The 25,544-nt window shown below is 76.4% G+C and carries 3 protein-coding genes; all 3 read left to right on the forward strand.

Annotated features, from left to right (window positions below; genetic code table 11):
- Positions 1-29: 29 nt before the first annotated feature.
- The 3 genes from TPA0908_RS22515 to TPA0908_RS22525 are packed head-to-tail and all read left to right on the forward strand — an operon-like array spanning position 30 to position 25,532.
- Positions 30-11,015 carry a type I polyketide synthase gene (locus TPA0908_RS22515; RefSeq protein ID WP_281940976.1) on the forward strand — a complete coding sequence of 3,662 codons (10,986 nt, stop codon included), beginning with the start codon at positions 30-32 and terminating at the stop codon, positions 11,013-11,015.
- Positions 11,002-16,020 (forward strand): type I polyketide synthase, encoded by a 5,019-nt coding sequence (locus tag TPA0908_RS22520; protein ID WP_458575195.1) that lies wholly within the window; start codon positions 11,002-11,004, stop codon positions 16,018-16,020. The genes TPA0908_RS22515 and TPA0908_RS22520 overlap by 14 nt, the downstream gene beginning before the upstream one ends.
- On the forward strand, positions 16,017-25,532 hold the full coding sequence (locus TPA0908_RS22525) for a type I polyketide synthase (RefSeq protein WP_458575198.1): 9,516 nt from the start codon (positions 16,017-16,019) through the stop codon (positions 25,530-25,532). Before TPA0908_RS22520 ends, TPA0908_RS22525 begins: the two co-directional genes overlap by 4 nt.
- The last annotated feature ends 12 nt before the right edge of the window (positions 25,533-25,544 follow it).

The following is a 25,544-nucleotide window of genomic DNA, read 5'->3' on the forward strand; positions in this document are numbered from 1 at the left end:
CTCGGGGCAACACAGGGAATGGGCGGACCATGGCTGACGAGGCGAAGCTTCTCGACTACCTCAAGCGGGTCACCGCCGACCTGCACCAGGTGCGGCAGCGGCTGCGCGAGGTGGAGGCCGGCGAGCAGGAGCCGGTCGCGATCGTCGGCATGAGCTGCCGCTTCCCCGGCGGCATCCGCACCCCGGAGCAGCTGTGGGACGTGGTGGCGTCCGGCCGGGACGTGATGACCGAGTTCCCCACCGACCGGGGCTGGGACCTCGACGCGCTGCACGCCGGCGACCCCGAGGACGCCGGCACCTCGTACGCGCGCCACGGCGGCTTCGTCACCGACCTGGCCGACTTCGACAGCGGCTTCTTCGCCATCTCGCCGCGCGAGGCGCTCGCCATGGACCCGCAGCAGCGGTGGCTGCTGGAGACCACCTGGGAGGTCTTCGAGCGGGCCGGCATCGACCCGCACACGCTGCGCGGCAGCCGCACCGGCGTGTTCGCCGGCAGCACCGGCCAGGACTACGGCACCGTGCTGATGACCGCCGCCGCGCAGGGCCTGGAAGGGCACCTGATGACCGGCAACGCCGGCAGCGTCGTGTCCGGCCGGATCGCCTACACGTTCGGCCTGGAAGGGCCCGCGGTCACCGTCGACACCGCCTGCTCGTCGTCGCTGGTGGCGATGCACCTGGCCGGGCAGGCGCTGCGGCAGCGGGAGTGCACGCTCGCCGTCGTCGCCGGCGTCACCGCCATGTGTACGCCGGGCGCGTTCGTGGAGTTCTCCCGCCAGCGCGGGCTGGCCGCCGACGGCCGGTGCAAGGCGTTCGCCGCCGCCGCCGACGGCACCGGCTGGTCCGAGGGCGTCGGTGTGCTGCTGCTGGAACGCGTCTCCGACGCCCGCCGCAACGGCCACCCGATCCTCGCCGTGCTGCGCGGCAGCGCGGTCAACCAGGACGGCGCGTCGAACGGGCTCAGCGCCCCGAACGGCCCGTCGCAGCAGCGGGTGATCCAGCAGGCCCTGGCCAACGCCGGGCTCGCCGCCGGCGGCGTGGACGTGGTGGAGGCGCACGGCACCGGCACCCGGCTCGGTGACCCGATCGAGGCGCAGGCGCTGCTGGCCACGTACGGGCAGGACCGGGGCGACGCCGCGCCGCTGCTGCTCGGCTCCGTCAAGTCGAACCTGGGGCACACGCAGGCGGCGGCCGGTGTCGCCGGGGTGATCAAGATGGTGCAGGCGATGCGGCACGGGCTCGTCCCGCCCACGCTGCACGTGGACGCGCCGACGCCGCAGGTCGACTGGGACACCGGCGCGGTCGAGCTGGTCACCGAGGCCACCCCGTGGCCGGCGGTGGACCGGCCCCGCCGCTCGGCGATCTCCTCGTTCGGCGTGTCCGGCACCAACGCGCACACCATCCTCGAACAGGCGCCGCCGGACGAGCCCGCCCCGGCCGACGACGCGCCGACACGCACCCGCCCGGTCGTACCGGTGCTGGTGTCCGCCCGCGACGACGCCGCGCTCGCCGACCAGGCCGGCCGCTGGGCCGCGCGGCTGGCCGCCGACCCGACGTCGACCGCGCTCGACGTGGCGTTCTCCTCGGCGACCGCCCGTGCGGCGCTGGACCGGCGGGCCGTGCTGGCCGCCACCGACCGCGACGACCTGCTCGCCGGCCTGCGGGCGCTCGCGGCCGGAACGCCGACGGCCACCACGGCGACCGGCGCGGCCACCGACCGGCAGGGCCTGGCGGTGCTGTTCTCCGGGCAGGGCGCGCAGCGTGCCGGCATGGGTCGGGAGCTGTCCGAGGCGTTCCCGGTGTTCGCGTCCGCGTTGGACGAGGTCTGCGCGGCACTCGATCCGTTGCTGCCGCAGCCGTTGAAGCCGGTGCTGTTCGGCGACGGTGATCTGCTGGACCAGACCCAGTTCACCCAGGCCGGGCTGTTCGCGGTCGAGGTGGCCCTGTTCCGGCTCGTCGAGTCGTTCGGGGTCACCCCGGACTTCGTGGGTGGGCACTCGATCGGTGAGGTCACCGCCGCGTACGTGGCGGGTGTGTTGTCGCTGCCGGACGCGTGCGCGCTGGTCGCGGCGCGGGGCCGGCTGATGCAGGCGCTGCCGGCCGGTGGCGGGATGCTCGCGGTCGCCGCGCCGGAGGCCGAGGTGGCCGCGTCGATCGGGGCACACGCCGCGCTGGGGATCGCGGCGGTGAACGGGCCGTCGTCGACGGTGGTGTCCGGTCCGGTCGACGCGCTGGACGAGATCGAGCGCGTCTGGCGGGACCGGGGTGTGCGGGTTCGTCGGTTGACGGTGTCGCACGCGTTCCACAGCCCGCTGATGGAGCCGATGCTCGCCGAGTTCCGCACCGTGCTGGACGGGTTGACGTTCGCCGCGCCGCTGCTGCCGGTCGTGTCCAACGTGACCGGCGCGCTCGCTGAGTCCGACGAGATCACCAGCGTCGACTACTGGGTGCGGCACGTGCGGGAGGCGGTGCGTTACGCCGACGGGATCGCCGCGCTGCGGGCGGCCGGGGCGGACACGTTCCTGGAGGTCGGCCCGCAGAGCGTGCTCACCGCGCTGACCGCCGAGATCCTGCCCGACGACGACACCGTCGTCGCAACCTCGGTGCAGCGCCGCGACCGGGACGAGACCGGGGCGTTGCTGGCCGGGCTGGCGGAGCTGCACGTGCACGGCGTGCGCGTCGACTGGACGCCGTGGTTCGCCGGCACCGGCGCGACCCGCGTCGACCTGCCCACCTACGCGTTCCAGCGCCAGCGGTACTGGCCGGAGGCCGGCGGCGGCTGGACCGGCGACGTCACCGCGGTCGGCCTGCGCCCCGCCCGGCACCCGTTGCTCGGCGCCGCCGTCGGCGTCGCCCACGCCGAGGGCTTCCTGTTCACCGGCCGGCTGTCCCGGCGTACCCACCCGTGGATCGCCGACCACGTCGTCTTCGACACCGTGCTGCTGCCCGGCACCGGCTTCGTCGAGCTGGCCCTCCAGGCCGGCGCGCACGTCGGCGCCGACCACGTCCGCGAACTGACCCTCGAAGCGCCGCTGATCCTGCCCGAGACCGGCGGCGTCGACATCCAGCTCTGGATCGGCCCCGCCGACGAGACCGGCTGCCGGTCCGTGTCGCTGCACTCCGCGCCCGACCACGACCGGCCCGGCGACGAGCCGACCGACCGTGACACCGCCGACGGCGACCCGCGCACCTGGACCCGCAACGCCAGCGGCGTCCTCGCCGACCGGCCGGCGCAACCCGGCGTACCCGGCTGGTCCGACCTGGCCGCCTGGCCGCCGCCGGACGCCACCGAGGTGCCCACCGACCAGCTCTATCCGCACCTGGCCGCCCAGGGCTACGACTACGGCCCGTCGTTCATCGCGCTGCGCACCGCCTGGCGGCGCGGCGACGACCTCTTCGCCGACCTGGCGCTGCCCGAGACACCGGCCGCCGAGGCCGGCGGCTACGGCGTGCACCCGGCGCTGCTCGACGCCGCGCTGCACACACTCGGCCTCACCAGCGCCGCCGGTGCGTCGACCGGCCCCGGCCTGCCCCCCGGCCACGGCCGGCTGCCGTTCTCCTGGAACGACATCGCGTTGCACGCCGCCGGCGCCGCCGCCGCCCGGGTCCGGGTCCGGCACACCGGCCCGGACAGCGTCTCGCTGCTCCTCGCCGGCGTCGACGGCGCCCCGATCGCCTCGGTCGGCTCGCTCGTCCTACGGCCGGTCACCGCCGACCAGCTCCGCACCGCCGGCGGCGGCGGACCCGAGTCGCTGTACCGAATCGACTGGACCCCGCTGCCGCTGCCCACCGGACCGGCCGCCGGCACGTGGGCGGTGCTCGACACCGACCCCGCGCTCGCCGACGCGGTGGCCGCCACCGGGACGGCCGTCACCGCGTACCCCGATCTCGCGGCCCTGACCGGCGCGCTCGACGACGGCGCCGACGCGCCCGGCGTGCTTGTCGCGTCGTTCCTCGACCCGCGCGGCGAGCGCGACGTGCCCCGCCGGGTCGCCGAGGTGACCCACCGGGCGCTCGACGTGCTCCAGCGGTTCCTCGCCGACGACCGCTACGAGGCCACCCGGCTGGTCGTGCTCACCCGCGGCGCGGTCGCCACCGAGCCGGACGCCGACCTCACCGACCTGGCCGGCGCCGCCGTCATCGGCCTGGTGCGCTCCGCCCAGTCGGAGAACCCGGGCCGGTTCGTGCTGGTCGACGTGGACGACCCGGCGACCGCCGCCGCCGCGCTGGTGGCGGCGCTGGACACCGACGAACCGCAGCTCGCCATCCGCGCCGGTGTCGCGGCCGGCGCCCGGCTCGCCCGGGTGCCCGCGCCCGCCGAGCCGGCCGACCCGGCGTTCGACGCCGACGGCACCGTGCTGATCACCGGCGCCACCGGCACGCTCGGCCAGCTCATGAGCCGGCACCTGGTGACCCGGCACGGCGTGCGGCACCTGGTGCTCACCAGCCGGCGCGGCCGGGACGCCGCCGGCATCCCGGAACTCTGCGACGAACTGACCGCGCTCGGCGCCACCGTCACGGTCGCCGCCTGCGACGTCGCCGACCGCGACGCGGTCGCCGCGCTGCTCGCCGACCTCCCCGCCGACCACCCGCTCACCGCCGTGGTCCACGCCGCCGGGGTACGCGACGACGGCGTCATCTCCTCGCTCACCCCCGACCGGGTCGACGGCGTGCTGCGCCCCAAGGTCGACGCCGCCTGGCACCTGCACGAGCTGACCGCCGACCTCGACCTCACCGCGTTCGTCTCGTACTCCTCGCTCGCGGCCACCGCCGGCGGCCCCGGCCAGGGCAACTACGCCGCCGCCAACGCGTTCCTCGACGGGCTGGCCCACCACCGTCGCGCCCGTGGCCTCGCCGCGCTCACCCTCGCGTGGGGCCTCTGGGCCGACCGCAGCGGCATGACCACCGAACTGGACGACGTCCACCTCAACCGCATCTCCCGCTCCGGCGTGTCCGCCATGGAGGCGGAGGAGGGGCTGGCGCTCTTCGACGCCGCCTGCCGCGTCCCGGCCGCCGCGCTGGTGCCGGCCCGCCTCGACCTGGCCGCCATGCGGGCCCAGTTCGCCGGCACCGTCCCGCCGCTGTACCGGGCGCTGATCCGCGCCGGCCGGGGCGCCGCCGCCGCACCGGCCACCGGCGCGTCGCTGGTGCAGCAGCTCGCCGCGCTCGACGACACCGACCGGCGGGCCGCGCTGCTGGAGATCGTCCGGGGGCAGGCCGCCGCCGTGCTCGGCTACCCCGACCCGGCCGCCGTCGACCCGCGCCGCGCGTTCAGCGACCTCGGCTTCGACTCGCTCACCGCCGTCGAGATGCGCAACCGGCTCGGCAACGCGTTCGGCCTGCGGCTGCCCGCCACGCTGGTCTTCGACTACCCGAGCCCGCAGGAACTCGCCGCCCACCTGGACACCGAGATCGCGGGCGTCCCGGTCCCGGCCCGTCCGGCGACCGCCCCGGTCACCGTCGGCGACGACGAGCCGCTGGCCATCATCGGCATGGCCTGCCGGCTGCCCGGCGGCGTGTCCACCCCGGACGACCTGTGGCGGCTCGTCGCCGACGGCGTCGACGCGATCACCGACCTGCCCGGCGACCGGGGCTGGGACCTGGACACGCTCTACAGCCCCGACCCGGACGCGGCCGGCACGTTCTACGCCCGAGGCGGCGGCTTCCTCGCCGACGTCGACCGGTTCGACCCCGGCTTCTTCGGCATCAGCCCGCGCGAGGCGCTCGCCATGGACCCGCAGCAGCGGCTGCTGCTGGAGACCACCTGGGAGACGTTCGAGTCCGCCGGCATCGACCCGACCGGGGTACGCGGCAGCAGCACCGGCGTGTTCGTCGGCACCAGCGGCCAGGACTACGGCTCGCTGCTCGCGTTCGCCCCGGAGGAGACCTCCGGGTACGCGCTCACCGGCATGACCAGCAGCGTCATCTCCGGCCGGGTCGCCTACACGTACGGGCTGGAGGGGCCGGCGGTCTCGCTGGACACCGCCTGCTCGTCGTCGCTCGTCGCGCTGCACTGGGCCGGGCAGGCGCTGCGCCGCGGCGAGTGCGACATGGCCCTCGCGGGCGGCGTCATCGTGATGGCCACCCCGACCGCGTTCGTGGAGTTCTCCCGCCAGCGCGGACTGGCCGCCGACGGCCGGTGCAAGTCGTTCGCCGCCGCCGCCGACGGCACCGGCTGGTCCGAGGGCGTCGGCCTGCTGCTGGTGCAGCGCCTCTCCGACGCCCGCCGGCAGGGCCGGCACGTGCTCGCGGTGGTACGCGGCAGCGCGGTCAACTCCGACGGCGCGTCCAACGGGCTGACCGCCCCGAACGGCCCGTCGCAGCAGCGGGTGATCCGGGCGGCGCTGGCCGCCGCGCGGCTGTCCCCGGCCGACGTGGACGTGGTGGAGGCGCACGGCACCGGCACCACGCTGGGTGACCCGATCGAGGCGCAGGCGCTGCTCGCCACGTACGGGCAGGACCGGCCCGCCGACCGGCCGCTGCTGCTCGGCTCGATCAAGTCGAACATCGGCCACGCCCAGGCCGCCGCCGGCGTCGCCGGTGTGATCAAGATGGTGCAGGCCATGCGGCACGGCACCGTGCCCCGCACACTGCACGTGGACGAGCCGTCCCCGCACATCGACTGGGACGCCGGCGCGGTGGAACTGGCCACCGAGGCGCGGCCCTGGCCGGCGGGCGACCGCCCGCGCCGGGCGGCGGTGTCGTCGTTCGGCATCTCCGGCACCAACGCGCACGTCATCGTGGAACAGGGCGACGAACCGGCCGCCCCGGCCGCCACCGGCGCCGGCCTGCTGGACACCGCCGCGACGGTGTGGGCGGTCTCCGCACGGTCCCGCGCCGCGCTGGCCGGGCAGGCCGCCCGCCTGGCCGAGCACGTCCGCGCGCAGGGCGACGTGGACACCGCCGCGGTGGCCTGGTCGCTGGTCGCCACCCGGTCGGCGTTCGACCAGCGGGCCGCCGTGGTCGGCTCGTCGGTCGAGGAGTTGCTGTCCGGCCTGGACGCGCTCGCCGACGGGTCGCCGTCGCCGCACCTGGTCACCGGCACGGCCTCCGCCACCGCCGGTCCGGTGTTCGTGTTCCCGGGTCAGGGTGCGCAGTCGGCGCGGATGGCTTCCGGTCTGGTCGGTCGGTGCGCGCCGTTCGACGCGGCGCTGGCCGAGTGTCAGGTGGCCCTTTCTCCTTACCTCGACGTCGATCTGGTGTCGGTGTTGACCGGCGACGACGAGTCGTGGTTGGACCGGGTCGAGGTGGTGCAGCCGGTGCTGTGGGCGGTGGGCGTCGCCCTGGCCGCGGTGTGGCGGCACGTCGGGGTCGTGCCGCAGGCGGTGGTCGGTCACTCGCAGGGTGAGATCGGCGCGGCCTGCGTGGCCGGGATCCTGTCCCTGGACGACGCCGCGAAGACGGTGGCGTTGCGGTCGCGGGCGCTGTCCGCGCTGCGGGGCACCGGCACGATGGCGTCGGTCGACCTGTCCGCCGACGAGGTCACCGCGCGACTGGCGGGAGCGGCCCCGGGCGACGGCGTCACGCCGGACGACGGTCCGTTCCCCGGCGTCGGGATCGCGGCCGTCAACGGCCCGGCGACCGTGGTGGTGTCGGGTCCGCCGCAGGCGGTCGCGGACCTGGTCGAGTCGTGTCAGGCCGACGGCATCCGGGCCCGGTTGATCCCGGTGGACTACGCGTCGCACTCGGCGGCGGTGGAGGAGGTCGCGCAGCGGCTTCGTACCGAGCTGGCCGGTGTGACGCCGCAGCCCGGTCACACCCGGCTGGTGTCCACGTTGACCGGGGAGTGGGTGGACCCGGCGACGATGACGGCCGACTACTGGTACGACAACCTGCGGCAGACCGTGCGGTTCGACACCGCGGTGCGTACCGCGGTCGGGGCGGGACACACGACGTTCGTGGAGATCTCACCGCATCCGGTGTTGACCATGCCGGTGACCGCGATCCTGGACGACCTCGGCACCGCCGGGCACACGCTGTCCACGCTGCGGCGGGGTGAGGACGACCCGACCCGGCTGCTGACCAACCTGGCCACCGCGCACAGCGTCGGCCTGCCCGTCGACCTGACCACCGTGCTCGCCGGCACGGACACCGTCGCGCTGCCCACCTACGCGTTCGAGCAGCAGCGGTTCTGGCTCGACCCGCCCGCCCACCGGGCTCAGGACGTCGCCTCCGCCGGCCTCCAGGACGCCGGCCACCCGCTGCTCAGCGCCGCCGTCACGTTCCCCGACAGCGAGCGGCTGGTCTTCACCGGGCGACTGTCCGTCCGCACCCACCCGTGGCTCGGCGAGCACCGGGTGATGAACGCGATCCTGCTGCCCGGCACCGCGTTCGTCGAACTGGCCGCGCACGCCGGCGACCAGGCCGGCGCGCCGGTGGTCGAGGAACTCACCCTGCTCGCCCCGCTCGTGCTGCCGGAACTCGGGTCGCTCCAGATCCAGCTCACCGTCGGCGAGCGCGACGAGACCGGCCGCCGCCCGGTGCAGCTGCACTCCCGCCCGTACCGGGACGGCTCCGACGAGATCCTCGCCGACGTGGCCTGGACCTGCCACGCCACCGGCCTGCTCGCCCCGCGCGGCGCCGAACCGCCCGCGTTCGACCTCGGTGTGTGGCCGCCACCCGGCGCCACAGCGGTCGCCTCCGACTCCTTCTACGCCGGCCTCGAAGCCACCGTCTTCGGCTACGGCCCGGTCTTCCGCGGCCTGCGCGCCGCCTGGACCCGGGGCGACGAGGTCTTCGCCGAGGTGGCGCTCCCCGCCGACCACCACGCCGAGGCCGGCCGGTTCGGGCTCCACCCGGCGCTGCTCGACGGCGCGCTCCAGGCCATGTCCATCGGCGGGTTCCTCGGCCGGATGGGTGACGGCGCCGACGCCAGCGTGCCCCGGCTGCCGTTCGCCTGGACCGGTGTCACGCTGCTCGCCGCCGGGGCCACCGCGCTGCGGGTCCGGGTCGCCGCGGCCGGCGACGTCGGCGTCACGTTCCAGGTCGCCGACGCCACCGGCGCCCCGGTCCTGCACGCCGACTCGCTGATCATGCGCCGGGTCACCGGCGACGCGCTCGGCGCGGCCCGCTCCGGCCGGCACGAGTCGCTGTTCCAGGTGGACTGGCCGGTGCTGCCGGTGACCGCCGGACCGTCGCCGGCCGCCACCGGATGGGTGGTGCTCGGCGACGACCTCGCGCTCAACGCCGCCGCCGAGGCCGCCGGCGCCCGCGTCCGCCCCGATCTCGCCCCGGAATCCTTCGCCGAGCTGCTCGCCGGTGGGGAACCCGCCCCCGGGACGCTGATCGTGCCGGTCGGCGGCACCGGCGACGGCGCCGGCCCCGAACTGGCCGCGCAGGCCCGCGCCACCACCCACCGCCTGCTCGGCACGCTCCAGGCCTGGCTCGCCGACGACCGGTTCGCCGACACCCGCCTGGTGCTTGTCACCCGTGGCGCTGTCGCCACCGGCGACCCGGCCGAGGTCGACCTGCGGTCGGCGCCCGCCTGGGGACTCGTCCGCACCGCCCAGCTCGAACACCCCGACCGGATCCAGCTCGTCGACCTGGACGCCGACCCGGCCGGCGCCACGCTGCTCGCCGCCGCGATCGGCACCGGCGAACCGCAGCTCGCCGTGCGCGCCGGCCAGGTGCGCGCGCCGCGCCTGGCCCGCGTACCGGCCGGGCTGGAGCCCCGGCCCGGCGGCGTCGACCCGGACGGCACTGTGCTGATCACCGGCGGCACCGGCGTGCTGGGCCGGCTGCTGGCCCGCCACCTCGCCACCACCCACGGCATGCGGCACCTGCTGCTCGCCGGGCGGCGCGGCGCGACCGCCGACGGCATCGACGACCTGGTCACCGAGCTGGCCGGCGTCGGCACCGAGGTCACGGTCGCCGCCTGCGACGCCGCCGACCCGGACGCGCTCGCCGCGCTGCTCGACGGCATCCCCGCCGCGCATCCGCTCACCGCCGTGGTGCACGCCGCCGGCGTGCTCGACGACGGCGTGCTGGAGTCGCTCACCCCGGACCGCATCGACGCGGTCAGCATCCCCAAGATCGACGCGGCGTGGCACCTGCACCGGCTCGCCGCCGGCCGGGATCTCGGCGCGTTCGTGCTGTTCTCCTCCGCCGCCGCCACGCTCGGCAGCGCCGGTCAGGCCAACTACGGCGCGGCCAACGCGTTCCTCGACGCGCTCGCCGCGCACCGGCGGGCCCAGGGCCTGCCCGGCATCTCGCTCGCCTGGGGCCTCTGGGAGCAGGCCAGCGGCATGACCGGTCACCTCGCCGACGCCGACGTGCGGCGGATGACCGAGCAGGGCGCCGCCGGGCTGGCCACCGAGCAGGCGCTGCACCTGTTCGACGCCGCCTGGCGGCTGGACACCGCCGCCGTCGTACCGATGCGGTTGGACGTGGCGGCGCTGCGCGGCCAGGCCGAGTCGGGCGTGCTCGCCCCGCTGCTGCGCGGTCTGGTCCGGGTGCCGCTGCGCCGTTCGGTCGACGCGGGCGGCGCCGGCACCGGCGGCGTGCCGCTCGCCCAGCGGCTCGCCGGCCTGGCCGACCCGGAGCGGCGCAAGGTGCTGCTCGACGTGGTCCGGGCGAACGTGGCCGCCGTGCTCGGCCACGCCGGGCCGGAAGCCGTCGACCCCGGCCGCCTCTTCACCGACCTGGGCTTCGACTCGCTGACCGCGGTCGACCTGCGCAACCGACTCAACACGCTGTCCGGGCTGCGGTTGCCCGCCACGCTGGTCTTCGACTACCCGACGCCGCACGCCCTCGCCGAGAAGCTGGCCGGCGAGATCGCCGCCGACGCGGCGCCCTCCACCCAGCCGCTGTTCCAGGGCATCGACGCGGTCGAGTCGCTGCTCACCACGCTGGCGCTCGACCCGGCGACCCGGGACCGGTTCGCCACCCGGATGCGTGACCTGCTCGCCAAGGCCACCGACCTCGCCGGCCCGGCCGAGGAACCGGAGCGGCCCGACCTCGACGCCGCCAGCGACGACGAGATCTTCGACTTCATCAGCAAAGAGTTTGGAATCTCCTGACATGACCACCGCGGATCAAGGCAGGGACGCGATGAGCGACGACGACAAGCTGCGGTACTTCCTCAAGCGGGTGACCGCCGACCTGCACGACACGAAGCGCAAGCTGCAGACCGTCGAGGCGCGGGACACCGAACCGCTCGCCATCGTGTCGATGAGCTGCCGGTTCCCCGGCGGCGTCCGGTCCCCGGAGGAACTGTGGGACCTGGTCGCCGACGGGCGCGACGCGCTCACCGAGTTCCCCGACGACCGGGGCTGGGACCTCGACGGCCTGTACGACCCCGACCCGGACAAGCCCGGCAAGAGCTACACCCGGGTCGGCGGGTTCCTCGACGGCGCCGGTGACTTCGACCCGGCCCTGTTCGGCATCTCGCCCCGCGAGGCGCTCGCCATGGACCCGCAGCAGCGGCTGCTGCTGGAGACGTCCTGGGAGGCGATCGAGCGGGCCGGCATCGACCCGCTGTCGCTGCGCGGCAGCGCCACCGGCGTCTTCGTCGGGCTGAGCACGTCCAACTACGGGATGGGCCTGCCGTACGTGCCGGACGGCGTCGACATGTACCTCGGCACCGGCAACACCACGAGCGTCGCCTCCGGCCGGATCTCGTTCACGCTCGGCCTCAACGGCCCCGCCGTCACCGTCGACACCGCCTGCTCGTCGTCGCTCGTCGCGCTGCACCTGGCCGGGCAGGCGCTGCGCCGCGGCGAGTGCGACCTGGCGGTCGCCGGCGGCGTCACCGTGATGGCCACCCCGGGCGTGTTCATCGTCTTCTCCCGCCAACGCGGCATGTCCGTCGACGGGCGGTGCCGCGCGTTCGCGGCCGGCGCCGACGGCACCGGCTGGGGCGAGGGCGGCGGCGTCGTCGTGGTGGAACGGCTCGCCGACGCCGAACGCAACGGCCACCCGATCCTCGCCGTGATCCGCGGCAGCGCGCTCAACCAGGACGGCGCGTCCAACGGCCTGACCGCCCCGAACGGCCCCTCCCAGCAGCGGGTCATCCGGGCCGCGCTGGCCGACGCCCGGCTCGGCGCGGCCGACGTCGACCTGGTCGAGGCGCACGGCACCGGCACCACGCTCGGCGACCCGATCGAGGCGCAGGCGCTGCTCGCCACGTACGGGCAGGACCGGCCCGCGGACCGGCCGCTCTGGCTGGGCTCGGTGAAGTCGAACATCGGCCACACGCAGAGCGCCGCCGGCGTGGCCGGACTGGTCAAGATGGTGATGGCGCTGCGGCACGGCACGCTGCCGGCGACGCTGCACGTGGACGAGCCGTCCCCGCACGTCGACTGGGACGCCGGCGCGGTGGAGCTGATCACCGAGAACCGGCAGTGGCCGGAACTGGGCCGGCCCCGCCGTGGCGGCGTCTCCTCGTTCGGGGTCAGCGGCACCAACGCGCACGTCATCGTCGAGGAGTACCGCCCCTCCACCGCCGAGCCGGCCGAGGCGCCCGCCGACGACGCCCCCGCGCCGCGCCGCGCCGGCCTGCTCGCCGCCGGCCCCACCGCCTGGCCGGTGTCGGCCCGGACCCGGGGCGCGCTCGCCGGGCAGGCCGCCCGACTGGCCGCGCACCTGCGCGCCCACCCCGCCGACCCGGCATCCGTGGCCTGGTCACTGGCCACCACCCGGTCCACGCTCGACCAGCGCGCCGTCGTCGTCGGCGCGGACCCCGCCGACCTGCTCGCCGGCCTGGACGCGCTCGCCGCCGGCCTGCCGGCCGGCAACCTGGTCACCGGTACGGCGTCCGCCGCCGGCGCCGGCCCGGTCTTCGTCTTCCCCGGCCAGGGCGCCCAGTCCGCCGGGATGGCCGCCGGCCTGGTCGGCCGGTGCGCGCCGTTCGACACCGCGCTGGCCGAGTGCCAGACGGCGCTGGCCCCCCACCTGGACGTCGACCTCGTGTCGGTGCTGACCGGCGACGACGAGTCCTGGCTGGACCGCGTCGAGGTGGTGCAGCCGGTGCTGTGGGCGGTCGGTGTGGCGCTCGCCGCCGTCTGGCGCGCGGCCGGCGTCACGCCCGACGCGGTGATCGGCCACTCCCAGGGCGAGATCGGCGCGGCATGCGTCGCCGGGATCCTGTCGCTCGACGACGCGGCGAAGACGGTGGCCTTGCGCTCCCGGGCGCTGTCCGCGCTGCGCGGCACCGGCACGATGGCATCGGTCGACCTGTCCGCCGACGAGGTGACCGCCCGGCTGGGCGGCTTCGACGGTGTCGGGGTGGCGGCGGTGAACGGCCCGGCGACGGTCGTGGTGTCCGGTCCGCCGCAGGCGGTCGCGGATCTGGTCGAGTCGTGTCAGGCCGACGGCGTCCGGGCCCGGCTGATCCCGGTGGACTACGCCTCGCACTCCGCCGCCGTGGAGGAGGTGGCGCAGCAGTTGCGTGCCGACCTGGCCGGCGTGACGCCGCAGGCCGGTCACACCCGTCTGGTGTCGACGTTGACCGGGGAGTGGGTGGACCCGGCGACGATGACGGCCGACTACTGGTACGACAACCTGCGCCGCACGGTCCGGTTCGACTCGGCGGTGCGGACGGCGGTCGAGGCGGGACACACCACGTTCGTCGAGATCAGTCCGCACCCGGTGCTGACCATGCCGGTCACGGCGGTCCTGGACGACACCGGCACCGCCGGGCACACGTTGTCGACGTTGCGGCGGGGTGAGGACGACCCGACCCGGCTGCTGACCAACCTGGCCACCGCGCACAGCATCGGCCTGCCTGTCGACCTGACCGCCGTCCTCGCCGAGACCGACACCGTCGCGCTGCCCACCTACGCGTTCGACCACCAGCGGCTCTGGCTCGACGGCAGCGGCGGCCCCGAGCGGGAGGACCAGGCGGCCGACCACGGCAGCCCGGACGACAGCGGCTTCTGGGCCGCCGTCGAACGCGACGACCTGCCCGGCCTCGCCGAGGTGCTCGCCGGCGACGACCTCCCCGCCGGGCAGGCGCTCGACGCGCTCGCCCCGGCGCTGCCGGTGCTGCACCGCTGGCGGCGGCAGCAGCGCCGCCAGTCCGACATCGACAGTTGGCGCTACCAGGACACCTGGAAGCCGCTCACCGGCATCACCAACCGCGGCATGGCCGGCACCTGGCTGGTCGTGCTGCCCACCGGCGACATCGTCGAACCCTGGCAGGAGGCGTGCGTCGACGCGTTCGCCGCCGCCGGCGCCACCGTCGTCCCGCTGCCGGTCAGCACCACCGACGTCGACCGCGACCTGCTCGGCAAGCTGCTGCGCGAGGCGCTCACCACCGGAGCGGACGGCACGCTCACCGAGGTGACCGGCGTGGTGTCGCTGCTCGCGTTCGACGAACTCGTCCACCCGATGCACCCGTCCGTACCCGGCGGATTCGCCGCCACCGTCGCGCTGGTCCAGGCGCTCGGCGACATCGGCCTGGCCGCCCCGATGTGGGCGGTCACCTCCGGCGCCGTCTCGGTCGGCCGCGCCGAACTGCTCCGCTCGCCCGGCCAGGCGATGATCTGGGGCTTCGGCCGCGTCGCCGCGCTGGAACACCCGCAGCGTTGGGGCGGACTCGTCGACCTGCCGGAGGCGGTCGACGAGCGCAGCGCCGGCCTGCTGATCGCGGCGCTCACCGCCGCCGGCGAGGAGGACCAGATCGCGGTACGCCCCGGCGGACTGCTCGGCCGGCGGCTCACCCGCGTCCCGCTCGGCGACAGCCGGCCCGCGCACCCGTGGCAGCCCTCCGGCACCGCGCTGGTCACCGGCGGCACCGGCGCGCTCGGCGGGCACGCCGCCCGCTGGCTCGCCCGCAGCGGCGTGGAGAACATCGTCGTGGCCAGCCGCCGCGGCATGGACGCCCCCGGCGCCGCCGAACTCGTCGACGACCTCACCGCCCTCGGCGCCACCGCCAGCGTGGTCACCTGCGACGCCGCCGACCGGGACGCGCTGGCCGCGCTGATCGACGGCATTCCCGCCGACCGGCCGCTGAAGGCCGTGGTGCACGCCAGCGCGGTGCTCGACGACGCCCTGATCAACGACCTGCGCATCGACCAGATCGAACGGGTCCTCGCGGCCAAGGTGGACGTCGCGTACCACCTGCACGAGCTGACGCTCGACCTCGACCTCGGCGCGTTCGTGCTGTTCTCCTCGTTCGCCGGTTCGGTGGGCAGCTCCGGCGTCGGCAACTACGCCCCGAGCAACGCGTTCCTCGACGCGCTCGCCCAGCACCGGCGCGGACTCGGCCTGCCCGGCACGTCCATCGCCTGGGGCGCCTGGGCCGGCGGCGGCATGGCCGACGGCCCGTTCGGTGAGCTGCTGCACCGGCACGGCGTACCCGAGATGCCGCCGGAGGCCGCGATCGCCGCGCTGCACCAGGCCGTCGACCACGGCGAGGCGTTCCTCACCGTCGCCGACATCGCCTGGGAGCGGTTCTCCGTCGCGTTCACCGCCACCCGGCCCGGCCCCCTGATCAGCGACCTGCCGGACGTCCGCCGGCTGCGCACGGTCGAGCGGACCACCGGCGGCGAGGTGCCCGACGGCCCGGAGTCGCTGCGCGACCGGCTCGCCGGGCTGCCCGCCGGCGACCGGATGGCGGTGCTGCTCGCGCTGGTCCGCGGCCAGGTCGCGGCCGTGCTCAACTACCCGTCCGGGGAGTCGGTGGACGAGCACCGCGCGTTCCGCGAACTGGGCTTCGACTCGGTCACCGCGGTCGAGCTGCGCAACCGGCTCGGCCTGGCGAGCGGGGTGGCGCTGCCGGTCACCCTGGTCTTCGACTATCCGACGCCGACCACGCTGGCCGAGTACCTCTACGCCGAGGTGGCCCAGGACGACGTGGTCACCCCGACCGCGTTGCTGGACGACCTCGACCGGATCGCCGACGGGCTCGACGTGGTGGCCCGCGACGAGGCCGCCCGGGTCCGGGCCACGGTCCGCCTCCAGGCCATGCTCACCCGGCTCGGCCAGGGCAGCGGCGGCGACGACGACCTCGGCCGTCATCTCGGCGACGCCAGCGACGACGAGCTGTTCGCCATGGTGGACCGCGACCTCGGTCTCTCCTGACCCGCACCGGCTCACTCCCGTCCCCTGCGAGGAAGCGGCTACCGATGGCCAATGAAGACAAGCTCCGCGACTACCTCAAGCGGGTCATGGCGGACCTGCACGACACCCGCCGCCGGCTCAGCGAGGCCCAGTCCCAGGAACTGGAGCCGGTGGCGATCGTCGCGATGAGCTGCCGGCTGCCCGGTGGCGTCCGCGACCCGCAGGACCTGTGGGAGTTGCTGACCGACGGCCGGGACGCGGTCGCCCCGTTCCCCGACGACCGGGGCTGGGACCTCGACCGGCTCTACCATCCCGACCCCGACCACCCCGGCACCTCGTACGCCCGCGAGGGCGGCTTCCTCGACGGGGCCGGGGACTTCGACGCCGCGTTCTTCGGCATCAGCCCCCGCGAGGCGCTCACCATGGACCCGCAGCAGCGGCTGCTGCTGGAGACCGCGTGGGAGGCCGTCGAGTCCGCCGGCATCGACCCCGCCACGCTGCGCGGCAGCCGCACCGGGGTGTTCGTCGGCACCAACGGGCAGGACTACGGCACGCTGCTGATGATGTCGCCCGACGGCGACGAGGGCCACTCGATGACCGGCGGGGCGGCGGCGGTCGCCTCCGGCCGGGTGTCGTACACGCTCGGCCTGGAGGGCCCGGCCGTCTCCATCGACACCGCCTGCTCGTCCTCGCTTGTCGCGCTGCACCTGGCCGCGCAGGCGCTGCGGGCGGGGGAGTGCGAGCTGGCGCTCGCCGGCGGCGTCACCGTGATGGCCACCCCCGGCCTCTACATCGGGTCGAGCCGGCAACGCGCGCTCTCCCCGGACGGGCGGTGCCGCTCCTTCGCCGCCGCCGCCGACGGCGCCGGATTCTCCGAGGGCGTCGGCTGGCTGCTGGTGGAGCGGCTCTCCGACGCCCGCCGCAACGGGCACCCGGTGCTCGCGGTGCTACGCGGCAGCGCGGTCAACCAGGACGGCGCGTCGAACGGGCTGACCGCCCCGAACGGGCCCGCCCAGCAGCGCGTGATCAGCCAGGCGCTCACCGCCGCCCGGCTGGCCACCGCCGACGTCGACCTCATCGAGGCGCACGGCACCGGCACCAACCTCGGCGACCCGATCGAGGCGCAGGCGCTGCTGGCCACGTACGGGCAGGACCGTGGCGACGCCGGGCCGGCGCTGCTCGGCTCGGTGAAGTCGAACATCGGGCACGCCCAGGCCGCCGCCGGCGTGGCCGGGGTGATCAAGGTGGTGCTGGCCATCCGGCACGGACTGGTGCCGGCGACGCTGCACGTCGACGAGCCGTCCCCGCACATCGACTGGTCGTCCGGCGCGCTGGAGCTGGTGACGTCGGCGCGGCCGTGGCCGGAACGCGACCGGCCCCGCCGGGCGGCGGTGTCGTCGTTCGGCATCTCCGGCACCAACGCGCACGTCATCGTGGAACAGGCGCCGGAGGCGCCCACGCCGCCCGCCGCCGTCCCCGCCCCGGGGCTGCTCGCCGCCGACGTCACCGCCTGGCCGGTCTCCGCCCGGACCCGGGGCGGCCTCGCCGGGCAGGCCGGCCGGCTGGCCGCGCACCTGCGCGCGCACCCGGCCGACCCGGCGACGGTGGCCTGGTCGCTGGCCACCACCCGGTCGGCGTTCGACCAGCGCGCGGTGGTGCTCGGGTCGTCTGCCGAGGAGTTGCTGTCCGGTCTGGACGCGCTCGTGGCGGGTACGCCGTCGCCGGCGGTGGTGACCGGCACCGCGGAGCGGCCCGCCGGCCCGGTGTTCGTGTTCCCCGGTCAGGGCGCGCAGTCGGCGCGGATGGCTTCCGGTCTGGTGGGCCGGTGCGTGCCGTTCGACGCGGCGCTGGCCGAGTGCCAGGTGGCGTTGGCGCCGTATCTGGACGTGGACCTGGTGTCGGTGCTGACCGGCGACGACGAGTCGTGGCTGGACCGGGTCGAGGTGGTGCAGCCGGTCCTGTGGGCCGTGGGCATCGCCCTGGCCGCGGTGTGGCGGCACGTGGGGGTCAACCCGCAGGCCGTGATCGGGCATTCGCAGGGGGAGATCGGCGCGGCGTGCGTCGCGGGAATCCTGTCCGTCGACGACGCCGCGAAGACGGTGGCATTGCGGTCACGTGCCCTGTCCGTGCTGCGCGGGACCGGCACGATGGCATCGGTCGACCTGTCCGCCGACGACGTCACCGCACGGCTGGCCGGGAGCGCGACGGCGCCCGGCGGCGCGGGATCGACCCGCGACAGGACCGGCCCGGCCGCGAACGGATCACGCTTCGCGGGCGTGGGGATCGCGGCGATCAACGGCCCGGCGACCGTGGTGGTCTCCGGTCCGCCGCAGGCGGTCGCGGACCTGGTCGAGTCGTGTCAGGCCGACGGCATCCGGGCCCGGCTGATCCCGGTGGACTACGCCTCGCACTCCGCCGCCGTGGAGGAGGTCGCGCAGCGGCTCCGCACCGAGCTGGCGGACGTGACGCCGCAGCCCGGTCACACCCGTCTGGTGTCCACACTCACCGGGGAGTGGGTGGACCCGGCGACGATGACGGCCGACTACTGGTACGACAACCTGCGCCGCACGGTCCGGTTCGACACGGCGGTGCGCGCCGCCGTCGAGGCCGGACACACGACGTTCGTGGAGATCTCGCCGCACCCGGTGCTGACCATGCCGGTGACCGCGATCCTGGACGACCTCGGCACCGCCGGGCACACGCTGTCCACGCTGCGGCGGGGTGAGGACGACCCGACCCGGCTGCTGACCAACCTGGCCATCGCGCACAGCGTCGGCCTGCCCGTCGACCTGACCACGGTCCTCGCCGGCACCGACACCGTCGCGCTGCCCACCTACGCGTTCGACCACCAGCGGTACTGGCCCGCCCCGCCCCGCTTCGTCACCGACCGCGACGGCGAACCCGACCCCGACCGCTGGCACTACCGGGTCACCTGGACCCCGCTGCCCGACCTGCCGCTGACCCGGCTCACCGGCGCCTGGCTGGTCCCGGTACCCGCCGACCTGGCCGACGACCCGCTCGTCACCGGCGTGCTCGGCGCGCTCGGCAACGTCGGCGCCGACCCCGTACCCGTGCCCGTCGATCCGGCCGACGACCCGGCCGCGCTCGCCGACCGGCTGCGCGCCGCGCTGCCCGCCGACGGGCCCGCCGCCGTGCTCTCCCTGCTCGGCCTCGACGGACGCGCCCACCCCGAGCACCCGGCCACCACGCTCGGCGTCACCGGCACCGCCCACCTGGTCCAGGCGCTCGGTGCGCTCGGCGTCGAGGCGCCGCTCTGGTGCGCCACCCGCCGCGCCGTCACCACCGGCGACACCGATCCCGCCCCCGACCCGGCCGCCGCCGCCGTCTGGGGCCTCGGCCGGGCCGTCGCGCTGGAACACCCGGCCCGCTGGCGCGGCCTGGTCGACCTGCCCGACCGGCTCGACGCCACCACCGCCGCGCTGCTCGGCGCGGTGCTCGGCGCCGACGGGCCCGAGGACCAGATCGCCGTCCGCGACACCGGCGCCCACGCCCGCCGGCTCACCCGGACCACCGACCTCGCCGACGACACCGTCCGGCTCCGCGACACCGTGCTGATCACCGGGGGCACCGGTGGCCTCGGCGGGCACCTGGCCCGCTGGGCCGCCCGCGCCGGCGCCGCGCACGTGCTGCTGGCCAGCCGCCGCGGCCCCGACGCCCCCGGCGCCGGCGACCTCGCCGCCGAGCTGACCGACCTCGGGGTACGCGTCACCGTGGCCCGCTGCGACGTCACCGACCGCGACCAGCTCGCCGCGCTCCTCGCCGACCTGCCCGACGACGCGCCGCTGCGGGCCGTGCTGCACACCGCCGCCGTGCTCGACGACGGCATCGTGGACACCGTCACCCCGGCCCGCCTGCACACCGTCGCCGCGCCCAAGAGCGCCGCCGCCGACCACCTCGACGCGCTCACCCGCGACCGCGAGCTGGACGCGTTCGTGCTCTTCTCCTCCGTCGCCGGCACCACCGGCAACGCCGGGCAGGGCGCGTACGGCGCGGCCAACGCCCACCTCGACGCGCTCGCGCACCGGCGCCGCGCCGACGGGCTGCCGGCGCTCTCCGTGGCCTGGGGCGCCTGGGCCGGCGCCGGCCTGCCCGCCGACAACGAACGCGCCCAGCAGCGGCTACGCCGCGGCGGCATGGTCGCCATGGACCCGGAGTCGGCCGTCGCCGCGCTGGCCCGGGCGCTGGGCCGCGACGAACCCACAGTTGTCGTCGCCGACGTCGACTGGGGTCGCTTCGCGCCCGCGTTCGCGCTGGTCCGGCCCAGCCCGCTGCTCGGTGACCTGCCCGAGGTCCGGGACGCGCTGCGGCCCCCGGAGACGGCGGCCACCCCCGAACCGGTCGACCAGCCCGGCTCGGCGCTGGCCCGGCAGCTCGCCGGCCGCACCGCCGCCGAACGCACCGAGACGCTGCGCGACCTGGTCCGCCAGTGCGCCGCCACCGCGCTCGGCTACGGCGCCGCCGACGACGTGCCGGTCACCCGCCCGTTCCGCGACCTCGGCCTCGACTCGCTGACCGCGGTGGACCTGCGCAACCTGCTCGCCACCGCCACCGAGCTGCGGCTGCCCGCCACGCTCGCGTTCGACTACCCGAACCCGGCGGTGCTCGCCGGGCACCTCGACGAGCTGCTCACCGGCGCCGGCGCGCCGGTCGACGGGCCGGCCGCCGTGGCCACCCCCGACGAGCCGCTGGCCGTGGTGGCGATGAGCTGCCGTTTCCCGGGCGGCGCGGACGACCCGGAGAGGCTGTGGCAACTGCTCGCCGCCGGCGGCGACGCCATCGGCGACTTCCCCACCGACCGGGGCTGGGACCTCGACCGGCTCTTCGACACCGACCCCGCCGTCGAGGGCACCAGCTACGCCCGCCAGGGCGGCTTCCTGCCCGACGTGGCCGACTTCGACCCCGGCTTCTTCGGCATCTCGCCCCGCGAGGCGCTCGCCATGGACCCGCAGCAGCGGCTGCTGCTGGAGACCTCGTGGGAGGCGATCGAACGCGCCGGCATCGACCCGCGGACGCTGCGCGGCACCCCTACCGGCGTCTTCGTCGGCACCAACTACCAGGACTACCGCAACCTCATGCTCACCGCCGAGGGCGCGGAGGGGCACCTGATGACCGGCAACGCCGGCAGCGTGCTCTCCGGCCGGGTGTCGTACACGCTCGGGCTGGAAGGGCCGGCCGTGTCCGTCGACACCGCCTGCTCCTCGTCGCTTGTCGCGCTGCACTGGGCCGGCCAGGCGCTGCGCGCCGCCGAATGTTCCCTGGCACTGGTCGCCGGCGTCACCGTGATGTCCACCCCCGGCGTGTTCGTCGGCTTCAGCCGGCAACGCGGACTCTCCCCGGACAGCCGGGTCAAGGCGTTCGCCGCCGGCGCCGACGGCACGAGCTGGGGTGAGGGCGTCGGCGTGCTGCTCGTCGAGCGGCTCAGCGACGCACGCCGCAACGGCCACCCGGTGCTCGCCGTGGTCCGGGGCAGCGCGGTCAACCAGGACGGCGCGTCCAACGGGCTCACCGCCCCCAACGGGCCCGCCCAGCAGCGGGTCATCCGCGCGGCGCTGGCCAACGCCCGGCTCGACGCGGGCGACGTGGACGCGGTCGAGGCGCACGGCACCGGCACCCGGCTCGGCGACCCGATCGAGGCGCAGGCGCTGCTCGCCACGTACGGGCAGGGCCGCCCGGCGGACCGGCCGCTGCTGCTCGGCTCGATCAAGTCGAACATCGGCCACACCCAGGCCGCCGCCGGTGTCGCCGGCGTGATCAAGATGATCCTCGCGCTGCGCCACGGCTACCTGCCGCCGACGCTGCACGTCGACGCGCCCAGCGACCAGGTGGACTGGACGACCGGCTCGGTGGACCTGCTGACCGAGGGGCGGCCCTGGCCGCTGACCGGCCGGCCGCGCCGCGCCGCCGTCTCCTCGTTCGGCATCAGCGGCACCAACGCCCACACCATCCTGGAGCAGGCCCCCGAGCCGCCGGTGCCGACCGGTGAGCCGGCGGAGCCGCCGGTGGTGCCAGTGCTGCTGTCCGCGCGTACCGCCGCCTCGCTGGCCGCGCAGGCCACGCCGTGGGCCGACCGGCTCGCCGGGCCGACCGCGCCCCCGCTTGTCGACGTCGGCTGGTCCTCGGCGGTGTCCCGGGCCGCGCTGGACCACCGGGCGGTGGTGCTCGCCACCGACCGGCGGGCGCTTCGCGCCGGGCTCCGCGCGCTCGCCACCGGCGACGACTCGCCCGTGCTGGTCACCGGCGCGGTGACCGGCCGGCCCCGGGTGGCGTACCTGTTCTCCGGGCAGGGCGCGCAACGCCCCGGCATGGGCCGCGAGCTGGCCGCCGCGTACCCGGTGTTCGCCGACGCGCTGACCGAGGCGTGCGCCGCGCTCGACCCGCACCTGTCCCGGCCGTTGCGCCCGCTGCTCGACGCCGAACCCGGCACCGACACCGCGGCGCTGCTGGACCGCACCGAGTTCACCCAGCCGGCGCTGTTCGCCGTCGAGGTGGCGCTGTTCCGGCTGCTCACCGACTGGGGCCTGCGGCCCGACGCGGTGGCCGGCCACTCCATCGGCGAGTTCGCCGCCGCCCACGCCGCCGGCGTGCTCACCCTCGCCGACGCCGCCGAACTGGTCGCCGCCCGGGGCCGGCTCATGCAGGCGCTGCCCGCCGGCGGCGCGATGCTCGCGGTCGCCGCGAGCGAGGACGACGTCCGCGCCACGCTCGCCGGCGGGCTCGCGCTCGCCGCGGTCAACGGCCCCGCCGCCGTCGTGGTCGCCGGCCCCACCGACGCCGTCGACGCCGCCGCCGCCGACTGGACCGCCCGAGGGGTACGCACCCGACGGCTCGCCGTCAGCCACGCGTTCCACAGCCCGCTGATGGAACCGGTGCTCGACGAGCTGGCCGCGCTCGCCGCCCGGCTGCCGCACCACCCGCCGACCGTGCCGCTGATCTCCACCGTCACCGGCGCGCCGGTCGACGTGGCCGGCATCGGCGCGCCCGGCTACTGGGCCCGGCACGCCCGCGACACCGTCCGCTTCGCCGACGCGGTCACCGCGCTGCGCGAGCACGGCTGCACCGCGTACCTCGAGGTCGGCCCGGACGCGGTGCTCACCGCGCCGGCCCAGGGCGTGCTGGCCGCCCACGGGCCGGTCCCGCCGGTGCTGCCCACGCTGCGCCGGGACCGGCCGGAACCGCTCACCCTGCTGCGCGCGGTCGCCGCGTTGCACGTGCACGGCGTGGGCGTGGACTGGCCCGCGCTCCACGCCGACGCCGACCCGCAGCCGGCCGACCTGCCCACCCACGTGTTCGACAGGCAGCGTTACTGGCCGCAGCCGCCGGCCTGGCTGACCGCGCCGCCCGCCGAGGACACCGCCGTGGAACGCCGGTTCTGGGCGGCCGTCGAGGCCGAGGACCTGGACGGCCTGCTCACCGAGCTGGACGTGGCCCCGGACCAGCCGTTCGACGCGGTGCTGCCGGCGCTGTCGGCGTGGCGGCGACGCGGTCGGGAACGGTCGGTGGTGGACGGCAGCCGCTACCGGGTGCGCTGGGAGCCGGTCGACGCCACCACCGGGCCCGCCCCGGACGGACCGGGCCGCTGGCTGGTGCTGCTGCCCGCCGACCGGGCCGCCGAACCGGACCTGGTCACGCTGGCCGGCGCGCTCGGCGCGGCGACCCCCACCGAACCGGTCGACACCGCCACCGCCGACGCGCTGGCCACCGTCGAACCGGTCGACACCGCCGCCGACGCCGACACGCTGGCCGCCCGGCTGACCGACCTGGTCGCCGCCGCCACCAGCGACGGGCCGACCCGCATCCTGTCCCTGCTCGGGCTGGACGAGACGCCGCACGCCGAGCACCCGACGCTGCCGCGCGGCCTGGCCGCCACCGTCGGACTGCTCCAGGCGCTCACCGACCTGGACGCGCCGGCCCGGCTCTGGTGCGCCACCCAGGGCGCGGTCGACGTCGGTGACGCCCCGCCCAGCCCCCGGCAGGCCGCGCTGTGGGGCCTCGGCCGGGTCGCCGCGCTGGAACAGCCCGCCCGCTGGGGCGGCCTGGTCGACCTGCCCGCCACCGTGGACGACGACACCGCCCGGCGGCTCGCCACGCTGCTGACCAGCACCACCGAGGACCAGCTCGCGGTGCGCGGCGACGGGACGTACGCCCGGCGGCTGGCCACCGCGCCCACCGACGGTGACCCGACGCCGTGGCAGCCGCGCGGCACCGTCCTGATCACCGGCGGCACCGGCGCGCTCGGCGGGCACGTGGCCCGCTGGGCGGCCGACGCCGGCGCCGAACGGATCGTGCTGACCAGCCGGCGCGGCGTCGACACGCCGGGCGCGGCCGACCTGCTGGCCGAGCTGACCGCGTCCGGGGTCGACTGCCGGGTCGCGCGCGCCGACGCCGCCGACCGGACCGCCATGACCGCGCTGCTCGCCGACCTGCGCGCCGACGGGCCACCGCTGCGCGCGGTGGTGCACGCCGCCGGCGTCAGCGAGGTGGTGCCACTGGCCGAGACCACGCTGGAGGACCTGGCGTACGTCATCGGGCCGAAACTGGCCGGCGCGGAGCTGCTCGACGAGCTGCTCGACGGCGTCGAACTGGACGCGTTCGTGCTCTTCTCCTCCATCGCCGCCACCTGGGGCAGCGGCGGGCAGGGCGGATACGCGGCCGGCAACGCCGCGCTGGACGCGTTCGCCGAGCGACGGCGGGCGCGCGGGCTGCCCGCCACGTCGGTGGCCTGGGGGCCGTGGACCGAGTCCGGCATGTTCGACGACGACGCGCCGGAGCAACTGCGCCGCCGCGGCCTGCGGGTGCTGCCGCCCGAGCCGGCGATGGCCGGGCTGCGGCACGCGCTCGCCGCCGACGACACCTGCGTCACCGTCGCCGACGTCGACTGGGCCACGTTCCACCCGCTGTTCACCGCGTTGCGGCCCAGCCCGCTGCTGGCCGACCTGCCGGCCGTGCGGGCACTCGCCACCGCCGCCGCCGAGCCGGTCGCGGCGGCCGGGCCGGCGAGCCGGGACCGGCTCGCCGAGCTGCGCGCGCTGACCGCCGACGACCGCCGGGACGCGCTGCTGGACCTGGTACGCACCGACGCGGCGAAGGTGCTCGGCCACCCCTCGGTCGACGCGGTCGAGCCGGAACGGGGCTTCCTCGACCTCGGGTTCGACTCGCTGACCGCGGTGGAGCTGCGCAACCTGCTCACCGCCGCGACCGGGCGGGAGCTGCCCACCACCGTGGTGTTCGACTACCCGACCCCGGCCGGGCTGGCCGCGTACCTCGACGACGAGCTGTTCCCCGGCGGCGACGAGCCGGCCGGCGGCGCCGACGAGGAGACGGTCCGGCGGGTGCTCGCGGCCATCCCGCTGGACCGGCTGCGCCAGGCCGGCCTGCTCGACCAGTTGCTGCGCCTCGGCCACGACACCGCCGCGCCGGCCGCCGACCCGGCCCCCGAGGTGCCGGCGGCCGAGATCCACGACCTCGACGTCGCCGGACTGGTCCGGATGGCGCTCGAAGGATCCGACTCGTGACCCGGCCGGCCG

This window comes from Micromonospora sp. AKA38 (assembly GCF_027925725.1).
In the GTDB taxonomy this organism is placed as follows: domain Bacteria; phylum Actinomycetota; class Actinomycetes; order Mycobacteriales; family Micromonosporaceae; genus Micromonospora.

Coding starts and splice junctions, on each gene's coding strand:
- TPA0908_RS22515 (WP_281940976.1), top strand. CDS start 30: ATGGCTGACGAGGCGAAGCTTCTCGACTACCTCAAGCGGGTCACCGCC.